Genomic DNA, 13,315 nt, shown 5'->3' on the forward strand with positions numbered 1-13,315 from the left:
CGGGTGGCGGGGAGCCCGGGGTTTTACACCCGGGGCGGTGGGGGGGCCAAAACGGGGGGGGGGGGGGCCGGCACCTGTGCGAGGGGGTGTGGGTGGGGCGGGCGCCGTACGGCGCCGGCCCCTCCGTCATGTCGTCCCGCGGGCTCAGACCACCTGGTGCAGCCAGCGCACCGGTGCGCCCTCGCCCGCGTAGCGGAACGGCTCCAGCTCGTCGTCCCAGGGCTTGCCCAGCAGCCGGGAGATCTCGGCCTCCAGGTCGGCCCCCTCGCTGCGGGCCCGCAGCAGGACGGCCCGCAGCCGGTCCTCGGGGATCAGGATGTCGCCGTGGATGCCCGTGACGGCGTGGAAGATGCCGAGCGTGGGCGTGCTGCTGTACCGCTCCCCCTCCGCCGTGGCGCAGGGCTCGCTGGTCACCTCGTACCGCATGAGCTGCCAGCCGCGCAGCGCGGAGGCGAGCTTCGAAGCGGTGCCGGGCTCCCCCTGCCAGGAGAGCTCGGCACGCCAGTGCCCGGGTGCGGCCGGCTGGCGGATCCAGTCCAGGCTCACCCGCACACCGAGCACCCCCGCGACGGCCCACTCGACGTGCGGGCACAGCGCGCGGGGCGCGGAGTGGATGTAGAGAACTCCACGTGTCGTCACCGGGACCTCCAGGCTGTGGACGAGGGTCGCCTTCCCCAGCTGCCTCGTGCCTGCAGTTGATCCACAGTTACCCACGTTAGCCGACATTAAGCTACTAAATTGAGCAAAACGGACAGGCTTTCGCTCAATGCTAGTCGAATCCTCAACGAGGTCTACCCCTCGGCCGGATCTCTCCCCCGAACGGCCCCATCGCCAGGCGGGACCACCGTACCGCGCGGCGCCGCACGATGGCTGACGCACTTTCGGATCCGGCCGGAATGCGGTAGTGCGGCCGGATCCCCTGCGCCGTGCACGCGAACCGCCCCGCGCGCCCGGTCGGGGGCGGCGGGGCGGTTCGGCCTCCTGACGGAGGGTCAGCCTTCCAGGCGGACGACCATCTTGCCGGTGTTGGCACCGCGCAGCAGGTCGATGAAGGCCTCGGCGGCGTTCTCGAAGCCGTCCACCACGGTCTCCTCGCCGCGCAGTTCGCCGGAGCGCAGCCAGCCGCCCACCTCGGTCACGAACTGCGGCTGCAGGGCGGCGTGGTCGCCGACCAGCATGCCCTCCAGGCGAAGCCGCTTGCCGATCGCCATCGCCAGGTTGCGCGGGGCGGCGGGCGCGGTGGTGTCGTTGTACTGGGCGATCGCGCCGCAGAGCACCGCGCGGCCGTGCACGCCGAGGGCGCCGATCGCGGCCTCCAGGTGCTCGCCGCCGACGTTGTCGAAGTAGAGGTCGATGCCCTCGGGGGCGACCTTCGCGAGCTGCTCGGCGACCGGGCCGTCCTTGTAGTTGAAGGCCGCGTCGAAGCCGTACTCGTCCACCAGCTTGGCGACCTTCTCCGCCGAGCCGGCCGAGCCGACCACCAGCGAGGCGCCCTTGAGCCGGGCGATCTGGCCGACCAGCGAGCCGACGGCACCGGCCGCGCCGGAGACGAAGACCTTGTCGCCCTCCTTGAGGGCGCCGACGGCGAGCAGTCCGGCGTAGGCGGTCAGGCCGGGCATGCCGAGCACCCCGAGGTAGGCGGAGAGCGGGGCGGCGGCCGGGTCGACCTTGACCGCGCGCTTCGCGTCCAGGGTGGCGTACTCGCGCCAGCCGAGCCCGTGCAGCACGGCGTCGCCCGGGGCGAAGCCCTCGGCCTCGGAGGCGACCACGTAGCCGACCGCGCCGCCGTCCATCGCCTGGCCGAGCTGGAACGGGGGCACGTACGACTTGACGTCGTTCATCCGGCCGCGCATGTACGGGTCGACCGAGAGGTGGGTGTTGCGGACCAGGATCTCGCCCGGGCCCGGGGTCCGGACCGGGGCCTCGACCAGGGCGAAGTCGGTGGGCGCCGGCCAGCCCTGGGGGCGGGCGGCGAGGTGCCATTCACGGGCGGTGGCGGGGGCGGCCTGCTCTGCCATGGCGGTACTCCTCGAAGGGGGTTCGGCAGGTGAAAGGTTGAGTAACTGAAGTAACGATGGACATGAAAGGTTCATGTTGTCAACTTTTCAGGTAGACTCTGGAGCATGGACACCCAGCCCACCGAGGTCGCCACGCCGCAGTCCGACGAGATCACCCGCGAGGTCGTCGACCTGATGGCCAACCTGGTCGCGCTGTTCCACCGCGAGTACGAGGAGGCCGCCGCCGCCCGCTCGCTCACCGGCGCCCAGGCCAAGGTGCTCGCCCTGCTGCGGCGCGGCCCGCTGCCGATGCGCCACATCGCCCAGACGCTCAGCTGCGAGCCCTCCAACATCACCGGCATCGTCGACCGACTGGAGGCCCGGGGCTTCGTCACCCGGGAGGCCGACCGGCAGGACCGCCGGGTCAAACTGGTCGCCGCCACCGAGACCGGCGCCGCCGCCTCCGAGGAGCTGCGCGAGTCGCTCAACTTCGCCCGCGAGCCGCTCGCCGCGCTCGGCCCGGAGGAGCGCACCGTGCTGCGGGACCTGCTCAGCCGGATGCTCACCGGCGCCGCCGGCCCCGGCGCGTGACCAGCATCACAGCCCCGCCGGTCGATTCGACCGCCCCCAGGGGGTAACCGAACAGCCTTCCGGAACGTCTAACGTTCGAACATCGAACGCGAGAAACCTGAAGACGGGGGGCACGGAGGATGAGCAGCAGCACGCGCCGGCGCCGCTACCTGCGGACCGCCATCGGCCTGGCCGCCGTTCTGGTGCTGTCGGTCGTGGGTGCCGGAGCCTGGTTCTACCACCGGCTCGACAGCAACATCACCACCTTCGACCAGGGCGGCGTCGCCACCGAGCGCCCGCCGGCCCCCGTCCCGGCCAGCCCCGGCGCCCAGGTGCCGGTCAACGTGCTGCTGCTCGGCTCGGACACCCGGGACGACGGCAACAACTCGCTGGGCGGCGGCGACGAGGGCGTCGGCAACTCGGACACCGCGATCCTGGTCCACATCTACGCCGACCACAAGCACGCCGTCGGGGTCTCGATCCCCCGCGACACCCTGGTCACCATCCCGTCCTGCAAGCTGGCGGACGGCACCTGGTCCAAGCCGCGCAACGACCAGATGTTCAACTCGGCGTTCAGCGTCGGCGAACTCGCCAAGGGCAACCCGGCCTGCACCCAGAACACCGTGGAGAAGCTCACCGGACTGCGGGTCGACCACACCGTGGTGGTCGACTTCAAGGGCGCCGCCGCGATGACCGAGGCCATCGGCGGCGTGGACGCCTGCGTGCCCAACGACGTCAACGAGTACGGCATCCAGCTGAAGAAGGGGATGCAGAAGCTCTCCGGGAAGCCCGCGGTGGACTACCTGCGCGCCCGCCACGGCATCGGCGACAACTCCGACATAGGCCGGATGAAGCGCCAGCAGGCCTTCCTCTCCTCGATGATCAAGAAGGTCCAGGGCCAGGGCTTCTCGCTGCCCACCCTGCTGCCGCTGGCCGACGCCGCCACCAAGTCGCTCACCGTGGACGAGGGCCTCGGCACCGCGATGAAGCTGGTGGACTTCGCCCGCTCGGTCGAGGACATCAAGCTCTCCGACGTCACCTTCGTCACCGCCCCCTGGCGCTTCGCCGGGGAGCGGGTGCGACTGGTCCAGCCCGACGCCGACACCCTGTGGAAGCTGCTGCGCGAGGACCGCACCCTGGACGGGCAGAGCACCGCCGGCACCGGCGCGGCCACCGCCGCCGCGTCCGGCTCCGCCTCGCCGAACGCGAGCACCGCCCCGAGCACCCCGCTCACCCCCGAGCAGGCCGCCGCCCAGATCACCGTGGTCAACGGCGTCGGCACCGCCGGGCTGGCCGGCTCCGGCGCGGAGACCCTCAAGGGCCGCGGCTTCCAGAACGTCGTCCTCGGCGCCAACAACCCCGGCAAGCAGCACACCGAGGTCTCCTACGACCCGGCGCTCAAGGCCACCGCCGACCAGGTCGCCGCGCTCTTCCCCGGCGCCGGCGCCGTCGAGGAGCCCGGCTCGGGCGCGATCACCGTCACCCTCGGCGCGGACTACAAGGCGGCCGGCACCCAGCTCAACTCGCTCTCCTCGCCCTCCGATTCGCCCACGACCCCCGCGCCCGGCGGGATCCCGACCGGCATAGCCGAGAACACCCGCAGCGCCGACACCGACCCCTGCGCCGACCTGACCTTCGGGTCGTAGGCGCCTCCGAGTCGTAGGCCCCTTCGGGCCTACTCCGGGTCCGGCAGGCCGGTGACCACGGCCGTCAGGCGGGTGCCGCGTTCGAAGGCGCCCGCCTGCGCCAGGTCGGCCAGTGCGGCGAGCAGCTTGGCGACGTACCGGCGCTCCACCGGGATGCCGTGACGGCGCTCGAACTCCTCGGCGTGGGCGGCGAGTTCGGACGGGACCTTGCCGTAGCCGCCGCCGTGGTGGGCGTGGTCGATCCGCCAGTTGTCGAACTCGCGCCCGAACCCGGCCCGGTGCAGCCGGGCCACCTCCGCCTCCAGGTAGCCCTCGCCACCGCGCAGCACGGCCACCCCGAGCGCCCGGGCCCCCGGCGGCAGGCCCGCCGCGATGCCGGCCAGGGTGCCGCCGGTGCCGACCGGGCAGCAGACCACGTCGCGCCCGCCCAGGTCCGGCAGTTCGGCCGGGATCGCGGCCGCGCCGATGGCGGCCAGGGCGTTGGAACCGCCCTCCGGGAGCACCAGGCACCGGCCCCAGCGGCGCCGCAGTTCCGCAGCGTCCCCGGCGCCGTCCTCGGCACCGTCCTCGGCACCGGCCCGGCCGGCAGCCTCCCGGTAGGCGGCCCGGGTGAGGAACTCCAGCCGCATCCCGGACCGTTCGGCGGCCCGCAGCGACCAGTTGCGCGGCCGGTCGGCCAACTCCTCGCCGCGCACCAGCCCGACGCTCTCCAGCCCCAGCGCGGCGGCGGCGGCCGCGACCGCCCGCAGGTGGGTCGAGTAGGCGCCGCCGAAGGTCAGCAGCCGGGTGTGGCCCTGCTCGACGGCGGCGGCCAGGTTGGGCGCGAGCTTGCGCCACTTGTTGCCGGGGACGCTCGGGTGCAGCAGGTCGTCCCGCTTGAGCCGCAGCTCCACCCCGGCCCGGGCGAAGACCCCGTCGGTGCAGTCCACCAGCGGAGTCGGCAACAGGGCGGGTTCGAGCACCCGGCCAGCTTACGGGCCCGCGCCCGGGACCCCGGACGCCCGGACGCCCGGAAGCCCGGCCGTCCGTCGGACGGTCGGGCCGGGGGCGGATCCCGGGCGGGTCAGCCCGCCCCGCCGTCCGCGTACTTCGCGGTGATGGCCATCCGCAGGGCGCGCGGGACAGGGCCCGCGGCGGGTGCCAGCTTGTCGATCCTGGTCCGGAACTCGCGCCGCTGGCGCCAGGTCAGGGCCGAGCCCAGCCGGGCGGCGTCGACCAGGGCGACCAGCGCCGCGTCCGCCGGGTCGACCCGGCTGAGCGGGCCGCGCAGCGCCGACATGACGCCCGCCGTCAGCGCCTTGCGCACCCGGGGCTCCGGAAGGGTGACCCGGGCGACCGGGAAGAGCCCGAGCACCCGGCGCTCCTCGACCCGGATCCGGCCGGCGGCCGCGAGCCCGTCGCGGACCACCCGCGCCGACCGCCGCGGGCGCCCGATCCAGCGCTTCCAGGTGCGCCGCCGCTCCTGGCGGATCTGCTCCAGCAGCGCGGCGGAGAGCGGGTCGAGCCCGTCGGCCGGGCCGTCGACGGCGGCCGGGTGCCGACCGTCGTCGCGGATCAGCCGGCGGCGGAGGAGCTCGGTGAGCGCCGCCGCCCGCAGGGCCAGGTCGAGCTCGGACGTGCGGGTGAGGCGCCCGCGCTCCGGGTCGTAGGCGAGCAGGTAGAACTTCTCGGGAAGATTGACGGGCAGGTCCATCTCGGTCTCCGAAGGATCTGGAAGATCTGCGGGACGCCCGGCGACCGCGGTCAGTCCTCGGCGGGACCGCCGCTCTCCGGGCTCTCCTTGGGCGGTCGGCCGCGCCGGGGAAGCCGGGCCGCACCGCTGGGCATCCGGCCGGCCTCGGTGAGGGCGCGGCGGAGCACGAACTCGATCTGTGCGTTGGTGCTGCGCAGTTCGTCCCCGGCCCATCTGGCCAGCGCGTCGTGAACTGAAGGGTCCAGTCGCAGCAGGAGCTTCTTCCGTTCCGTCGCCAACGCCGCGCCCTTACTGGTAGAGGGAGCCCGTGTTCACGACGGGCTGGGTGCCCCGGTCGCCGCAGAGCACCACCAGGAGGTTGCTCACCATGGCAGCCTTGCGCTCCTCGTCCAACTCGACGACGTCCCGCTCGGCGAGCCGGTCCAGGGCCTCCTCGACCATACCCACGGCGCCCTCGACGATCAGCCGTCGCGCGGCCACCACGGCCCCGGCCTGCTGGCGCTGGAGCATCACCTGGGCGACCTCGGGCGCGTAGGCGAGCCGGGTGATCCGGGACTCGATGACCCGCACGCCGGCCGAGGCGACCCGGGCGGCGATCTCGGCGGACAGCTTGCGGGTGATCTCCTCCGCGCCGTCGCGCAGCGACAACTGCCCCTCGTGGTGGGCGTCGTACGGGTAGCTGGTGGCGATGTGCCGGACGGCCGTCTCGGTCTGGACGGCGACGAAGTCGGTGTAGTCGTCCACCTCGAACACCGCCATCGCGGTGTCCTCGACCTGCCAGACCACCACGGCGGCGATCTCGATCGGGTTGCCGTCCGCGTCGTTGACCTTGGCGGTCTCGGTCTCGTGGTTGCGGATCCGCAGCGAGATGTGCCGGCGGCTGGTGAACGGGTTCAGCCAGCTGATCCCCTCGGCCCGGATCGTCCCCCGGTAGGTGCCGAGCAGCTGGACCACCCGGGCCGAGCCGGGCGAGACCACCGTCAGTCCGCAGAGCAGGACCAGCGAGGTGAGCAGCAGCAGCGGCCCGAGGACCACCAGCGGAACCCCCAAGCCCTTGTTCCCGCCGGCCAGTTGGACCCCTCCGACGATCAGCCCGGCCAGCCCGGCGACCACGCCGAGCAGCGCGCCGCCGAGCACCGGCAGCCCGGAGGCGCCGGTGATGACCCGCTCGGTGGTCTTCGGGGCCGGGAGGTCGAGAACGGGGCCGTCCTCGACGGAGACGTGCGGTGCGGTCATGGGACCGACTCCCCCCTGTGCGATGTGCGCCGCGCGGATGCCCGCTGCAGCTGTCAAAGTGATATCACTTTTTCCGTGCGGTGCGCCAGGGCCGTTCCGGGCGGTTGGTGGAATGTTGGGGCGTTGTTGCAGGCCGCTGTCAGCCTCGTGCCGTCCCCGTGTGACCGGCCCGCAGCGAAGCGAGGGCCGGGCGCACGCACCCAACGCCAGAGGCAGGACACGTGAAGATCAGAGTTCCCCGATTCCGCCGGATCAGAGCCGGCCTGACCGTCGTCGCCATGCTGGTGGCCGGCCTGTCGTTCTCCACCGGCCAGGCGTCGGCCGACGTGCACCCCTTGGCGTTCCAGATCCAGAACAAGGCGACCGGGCTGTGCCTGGTGGGAACCACCGACACGGGTGCGTGGCCCGTCGCGCTCCAGCCCTGCGGCAGCAACGACAACCAGTACTTCGTCAGCGGGTACCAGAACAACTTCGTCGACGGCTCCATGTACTACGGCGGTTCCTGCCTGGCGACGGACGGGTCCAACGTCCTGACCGTGGGCTGTGGCAGCCACGACTACGGGCTCGCCTGGTCGCAGGGCGGGTTGGACGGTCGCTGGACGACCATCGGCAGCCCCAAGGGCTGCTATCTGAAGGTCGCCCAGGGCACCCCCGTCTGCAGGCCCGGTTTCCAGGGCGATGAGGCCCAGTGGCGCATGGTCAGGACGCACTGGAACCACCACAGCGGCACCGAGGCCGGCAACGGCCGGGTCAAGTGGGCGGACTTCGACGGCGACGGCAAGGCCGACTACATCACCGTCGGCCCCACCGGCGCGATCAACGTCTGGCTGAACAACGGCGGCGACACCGGCGGCGGCTGGACGTCCCTCGGCCAGGTCGCCACCGGCCTCGGCGCGGACCCCAACCGCGTCCGCTTCGCCGACTTCGACGGCGACGGCAAGGCCGACTACATCTACATCAACCCGGACGGCTCGGTGCACGTCTACCTCAACCGCGGCGGCGACGGCCGCGGCGGCTGGCAGGACCTCGGCATCGTCGCCACCGGCCTGACCACCGACGTCAGCCGCGTCCGCTTCGCGGACATCGACGGCGACGGCCGGGCGGACTACAACGTCATCAACCCGAACGGCTCGGTCGGCACCTACCTCAACCGCGGCGGCGACACCGGCGGCGGCTGGGTCAACTACGGGCAGATCGCCTCCGGCCTCACCACCGACCCCAGCCGGGTGCGCCTCGCCGACATCGACGGTGACGGGCGGGCCGACTACTCCGCCATCGGCGGCAACGGCTCGGTCGTCACCTACCTCAACCGGGGCGGCGACGGGCACGGCGGCTGGAGCAACTACGGGCAGATCGCCACCGGCACCACCGCCGACCAGAACGCCGTCGTCCTCGCCGACTTCACCGGCGACGGCCGCAGCGACTACATCACCACCAACCCGAACGGTTCGGTCAACGTCTACCGCAACGACGGTGGCGACGGCCACGGTGGCTGGACCAACCTCGGTCAGGTCGCCACCGGCGCCTGACACCCGCGAACGGCGCCTGACTACCGTCGACGGCGTCACCCGGGGGCTTCGGTCCGTCAGCCGAAGCCCCCAGCCCGACCCGAACACCGAACACGTCATGGGGGGAACCATGAAACGCATCCTGCTGCTCGGCCTGAGCGCCCTGCTGGGCACGGCCGGTGCGGTCGCCGCCCCGGACGCGCCGTCCGCGCACGCCGCGCCGACGCCCGCGACCGCCACCACGACCGCCGGCACCGGCACCGCCGTGCCCTCGCTGCGCGTCATGCCGCTCGGCGACTCGATCACCGCGGGTGCCGGCAGCGCGACCTGGTCGTCCTACCGGGCTCCGCTGTGGAACCTGGTCGCCGGCCAGTCCCGCTACACCGTGCGCTACGTGGGCTCCCAGGCCGGCGGGCAGCTGCCCGACCTCGCCCACGAGGGCCACTCCGGCTACATGATCGACGACATCCGCGCCGGAATCGACCAGTGGCTCGCCGAGGCCCACCCGGACGTCGTCCTGCTGCACATCGGCGTCAACGACCTCGACCGCAGCACCGACCCGACCCACACGCCCGACCGCCTCAAGACCCTCCTCGACCGGATCTACGCGGACCGGCCCGGCGTGGCGGTGGTCATGGAGGGCGTGATCCCGACCACCCAGGGCCTCAAGGTGCCTCCGTCCGGCTACAACGACGCGGCCCGGCAGTTGCAGGCGATCGAGGCCCGGGCCGGGAACTCCTTCCGGTACGTGGACCCGCCGGCCCTGACACCGTCCGAGATGACCGACCGCCTCCACCCCAACGACAGCGGCTACCGGCGGATGGCGCAGTCCTTCTACGCCGGGCTGGACCAAGCGTACTCCGCCGGTACGGCCCGGGCCTCCGTGACGTCCAACACCGCCGGCGAATCGGGCGGGCTCGGCCGCGTCCGGTACGCGGACTTCGACGGCGACGGGAGGGCCGACTACATCACCATCAACCAGGACGGTTCGGTGCACGTCTGGCTGAACAAGGGCGGTGACGGCCACGGCGGTTGGCAGGACTACGGTCAGGTCGCCACCGGCGCCACCACCGACCCCGGCCGCGTGCGCCTCGCCGACTTCGACGGTGACGGGCGGGCCGACTACGAGGTGATCAACCCGGACGGTTCGGTGCACGTGTGGCTGAACAAGGGCGGTGACGGGCACGGGGGTTGGCAGGACCTCGGCATCGTCGCGACCGGCCTGACCACCGACGCCGGCCGGGTGAAACTCGCGGACTTCGACGGTGACGGGCGGGCCGACTACGCGGTCGTCAACCCGGACGGTTCGGTACACGTCTTCCTGAACAAGGGCGGTGACGGGCACGGGGGTTGGCAGGACCTGGGCCAGGTCGCCACCGGCCTCACCACCGACGCCGGGCGCGTGCGCCTCGCCGACTTCGACGGGGACGGCAGGGCCGACTACGCCGTCATCGACCCCGGCGGCGCCGTACGGGTCTGGCTGAACCGCGGCGGTGACACCGGCGGCGGCTGGGTGGCCCTGGGGCAGGTCGCCACCGGCCTCACCACCGACCAGGACCGCGTCCAGTTCGCCGACTTCGACGGCGGCGGAAACGCGGACTACATCCGCACCGACCCGCCGTCCAACGCCGCCACCGTCTACACCTGGAACGGCGGCGACGGCCACGGGAGCTGGATCGGCCTCGGCCAGGTGGCCACCGGCGTGCCCACCGGCTGATCCCGCTCGCAGTGCGCCGCCCGGGGAACTCCCGGGCGGCGCCGACGTGTTCACCGTCGTACGTCGCGGAGGCGTTCGAGCCCGTCGAGGCTCTGCTGCACGTAGGCGGGAATGTTGTGGTCCCGGCTGAGCCCGGCCGCCTGCTCGAAGCAGGCCCGAGCCTGCGGGAGGTCCCCGAAATGGGCGTGGGTGCGGCCGCTGATGATCAGGGTGTCGGCGATGCCGCTCATGTCCCCGAGGCGCCGGCGGATCGCCAGGGACTCGTCGAGCGCGGCGAAGGCGTCCCCCCGCCGGCCGAGTCCGCGCAGGCAGTCGCCGAGGTTGGCCAGCGCCACGGCGGCGTGCGTCAGGTTGCCACGGGCCCGGCAGAGTCCGAGGACCTCGCGGAAGTGGGTGTGCGCGGCTTCGAAGTCCCCGCTCCGCAGGTACGCCTGAGCCAGGGCCGCGAGCACCCCGGGCGTGCCCTCGTCCCCTCCGGCTTCCCGGTGCAGCTTCCATGCCTGCTGTGCGTACGCCAGGGCCGGCCCGTGCCGGCCCTGCTGGCTGAGGGCCGTGGACAGGTTCCCGAGGATGGTGGCCATGCAGAGGTCGTCGTCGTGGTCGTCGAAGACGGCGAGTGCGGCTTCCAGGGCCTCGATCGCCTCGTCGTTGCGGTAGGCCATGCCGTGCGACGCGCCGATCCGCCGCAGCGTCCAGGCCTGGCCGAGCAGGTCCTCACGCTCCTGGGCGGCCTTGAGGGCCACGGTCAGACAGGCGTCCCACTCCCCGGTCCACCAGAAGGTGTGCGCGTACCCCATGAGCCAGATCGCGAGTCGCCAGGCGAGATCGGGGCGGGAGGAGTCCGCGGCCCGGCGGATCACCTCCTTGATGACGGGCAGTTCCTGCCGGCACCAGTCCAGGGCCTGCTGGGGGTCGCCGAACGTGGGCACCGGGACGGCGGGGGGTTCGGCGAGGCGCGGAGCCCCTCCCGGTCCGATCACCGTTCCGGCCGTCTCCAGGGCGACCGTGTACCAGACGCCCAGCCGCAGGGCGGCCGCCTCGCGCAGCCCGGCCGGCTCCTCCTGGCGGGCACGCTCCGCGGCGAACTCGCCCAGCAGGTCGTGGAAGCGGTACCGCCACTGCTCCGGCGTCTGCACCAGGTGGACGTCCGCCAGCAGTTCGAGCAGGTCGGCGGTGAACTCCCGCGGGCGGTCCAGCAGGGCGGCCGCGGCGTCGACCCCCAGGGTGTGGCCCGCCCACAGGCCCAGCAGACGGAAGGCGCGCGCGGCCTCGCGCTCCACGGGGTCGTCGCTGTCGCGGATCGCCAGATAGCTGGTGGCGAAGGTGGTGTCGACGGCCAGCCGCCCCACGGACAGCGCCCGCAGCCGTCCCCGGCTGTCGTCCAGGCGCTCGGCCAGGGTGCCCAGCGACCAGGCCGGACGGGACGAGAGCCGGGCACCGGTGATCCGCAGCGCGAGCGGCAGACCCGCACAGGCGGCCAGCAGGCGGAAGGCACCGTCGGGGTCCTGCCGGATCCGTTCGGGGCCGCAGAGCCTGGAGAGGAAGGCGCGCTGCTCCTCGACGTCCAGCGGGGCCAGCGACAGCCGGACGCTCGCCGGCAGGTCGGTGAGGGTGTTGCGGGTGGTGACGACCACCGCGCTCCGGCGGCCGCCCGGCAGCAGCGGCGCCACCTGGGCGGCGTCCCGGGCGTTGTCGAGCACCAGCAGGACCCGGCGGTCCGCCAGCACGGTACGGAGCAGCGCCGCCCGGTCGTCGACGTGCTCGGGCAGCGGTCGGGCCGGTCCGCCGTGCTCGGCCGACCGGCCGTCCAGGGCCGCCAGGAGGACGGCGAGCAGCTCGTACGGGTCCCGGGCGGGCCCGGCGCCGAAGCCCCGCAGGTCCGCGTACAGCTGGCCGTCCGGGAAGAGGTGCTTCACGGCGTGGGCGGCTTGGACGGCGAGGGCGGTCTTGCCGATGCCGCCCATCCCCGAGACCACGGCCACCCGGGGCACGTCGTCGGCGGAGGGGGTGGCCAGCAGCTCGGTCAGGGCCCGCAGTTCGGTTCGTCGGCCGGTGAAGTCGGCGAGTCCGGAAGGGAGTTGGGCCTGCGGACGGATCGCGGGAGCGGGCGCGGGCGGCGCGGTCTCCTCAGCCGATTCGGTCCTGCCGGTCCTGCCGGTCCCGTCGCTCTCACGGCTCCCGTCGCTCTCGTCGCGCAGGATCTGCTCGTGGACCTTCCGGACGCCCGCCCCGGGCTCGATGCCGAGCTCCTCGACCAGCGCACGGCGCAACCGCTGGTAGGCCGCCAGGGCCTCGGAGCGCTGCCCGAGCCGGTGCAGGGCCAGCATCAGCTGGGCGTGGAAGGACTCGTGCAGCGGATGTTCGCCCGTCAGCCCGGTCAACTCGGGCACCAGGCCGCTGACCCGACCGAGGCGCAGCTCCGCCTCGATCCGCCACTCCAGGGCCTGCAGCCGGGCCTCCTCCCACTGCCGGCGCGGCGTCTGCGCCTCCGGCAGGTCCGGCAGCTCGGCCAGCGGCACCCCGCGCCACAGTGCGAGCACCGCGGCCGACTCCCGGTGCACCGAGTCCCAGTCCTCGCGCAGCAGCGCGTCCCGGGCGCGCTGGACGCCCAGGTCGAAGAGGTGGGCGTCCAACTCGCCCTCGGCGACCTCCAACAGGTAGCCCAGCGGCGTGGAGCGCAGGCGGTCGCCCTGCCCGTCGCCGAGCCGGCTCCGCAGGCGGGCCAGCATGTTGTGGAGCGAGGCGTTCGCCGAGGCGGGCGGACGATCGCCCCAGAGCGCGGCCTTGAGGCGGTCCGGCGGGACCGGCCGGTTGGCCGCCAGCAGCAGGACGGCGAGCAGGGTGCGCACCTTGACGCCGCCGACCGCCCGCTCCTGTCCGTCGATCCGGACGAGGAGCGATCCGAGCAGGCTGAAGTGCATGGCTGTTCCCCCGGTCCGATGCACCGC

General features: G+C 73.3%; 11 protein-coding genes. 4 read left to right on the plus strand and 7 right to left on the minus strand.

The annotated features are described in order from the left end of the window. Positions 1-144 precede the first annotated feature (144 nt). Positions 145-639 (minus strand): DUF3145 domain-containing protein, encoded by a 495-nt coding sequence (locus tag ACFVXG_RS16830; RefSeq protein ID WP_270147090.1) that lies wholly within the window; start codon positions 637-639, stop codon positions 145-147. Positions 640-992: 353 nt separating this feature from the next. Beyond that, a complete protein-coding gene (locus tag ACFVXG_RS16835) occupies positions 993-2,018 on the minus strand; it encodes an NADP-dependent oxidoreductase (RefSeq protein ID WP_387928209.1) in 1,026 nt (341 codons plus the stop codon). Between the two features lie 105 nt (positions 2,019-2,123). Here ACFVXG_RS16835 and ACFVXG_RS16840 point away from each other — a divergent pair, with 105 nt between their 5' ends. Further along, positions 2,124-2,588, plus strand: coding sequence for a MarR family winged helix-turn-helix transcriptional regulator (locus ACFVXG_RS16840; RefSeq protein WP_387928211.1), 465 nt, complete (start codon positions 2,124-2,126; stop codon positions 2,586-2,588). A 119-nt stretch (positions 2,589-2,707) separates the two neighbouring features. After that, positions 2,708-4,213, plus strand: coding sequence for an LCP family protein (locus tag ACFVXG_RS16845; RefSeq protein WP_387928213.1), 1,506 nt, complete (start codon positions 2,708-2,710; stop codon positions 4,211-4,213). A 29-nt stretch (positions 4,214-4,242) separates the two neighbouring features. On the opposite strand, the gene ACFVXG_RS16850 is transcribed toward ACFVXG_RS16845, so the two are convergent. The 4 genes from ACFVXG_RS16850 to ACFVXG_RS16865 all read right to left on the minus strand — a co-directional run bounded on the left by ACFVXG_RS16850 (position 4,243) and on the right by ACFVXG_RS16865 (position 7,142). Further along, complete coding sequence (locus tag ACFVXG_RS16850; RefSeq protein WP_387928215.1) at positions 4,243-5,175, minus strand: 1-aminocyclopropane-1-carboxylate deaminase/D-cysteine desulfhydrase; 933 nt, start codon at positions 5,173-5,175, stop codon at positions 4,243-4,245. A 101-nt stretch (positions 5,176-5,276) separates the two neighbouring features. Continuing rightward, positions 5,277-5,906, minus strand: a complete 630-nt coding sequence (locus ACFVXG_RS16855) for a GPP34 family phosphoprotein (protein WP_387928217.1) — start codon at positions 5,904-5,906, stop codon at positions 5,277-5,279. Between the two features lie 50 nt (positions 5,907-5,956). Then, entirely contained in the window at positions 5,957-6,184 is a 228-nt protein-coding gene (locus ACFVXG_RS16860) for a hypothetical protein (protein ID WP_387928218.1), read from the minus strand. Between the two features lie 10 nt (positions 6,185-6,194). Further along, positions 6,195-7,142, minus strand: a complete 948-nt coding sequence (locus tag ACFVXG_RS16865; RefSeq protein ID WP_387928219.1) for an SPFH domain-containing protein — start codon at positions 7,140-7,142, stop codon at positions 6,195-6,197. Between the two features lie 221 nt (positions 7,143-7,363). Here ACFVXG_RS16865 and ACFVXG_RS16870 point away from each other — a divergent pair, with 221 nt between their 5' ends. Together ACFVXG_RS16870 and ACFVXG_RS16875 are read left to right on the plus strand one after the other, a co-directional pair. Further along, a complete protein-coding gene (locus ACFVXG_RS16870; protein ID WP_387928221.1) occupies positions 7,364-8,671 on the plus strand; it encodes an FG-GAP-like repeat-containing protein in 1,308 nt (435 codons plus the stop codon). Between the two features lie 109 nt (positions 8,672-8,780). Continuing rightward, positions 8,781-10,367 (plus strand): FG-GAP-like repeat-containing protein, encoded by a 1,587-nt coding sequence (locus ACFVXG_RS16875; RefSeq protein ID WP_387928223.1) that lies wholly within the window; start codon positions 8,781-8,783, stop codon positions 10,365-10,367. Positions 10,368-10,417: 50 nt separating this feature from the next. Here the strand turns inward: ACFVXG_RS16875 and ACFVXG_RS16880 are convergent, their stop codons facing one another. Beyond that, complete coding sequence (locus ACFVXG_RS16880) at positions 10,418-13,288, minus strand: BTAD domain-containing putative transcriptional regulator (RefSeq protein WP_387928224.1); 2,871 nt, start codon at positions 13,286-13,288, stop codon at positions 10,418-10,420. Between the last annotated feature and the right edge of the window lie 27 nt (positions 13,289-13,315).

This window comes from Kitasatospora sp. NPDC058162 (assembly GCF_042884005.1).
Taxonomy (GTDB): domain Bacteria; phylum Actinomycetota; class Actinomycetes; order Streptomycetales; family Streptomycetaceae; genus Kitasatospora.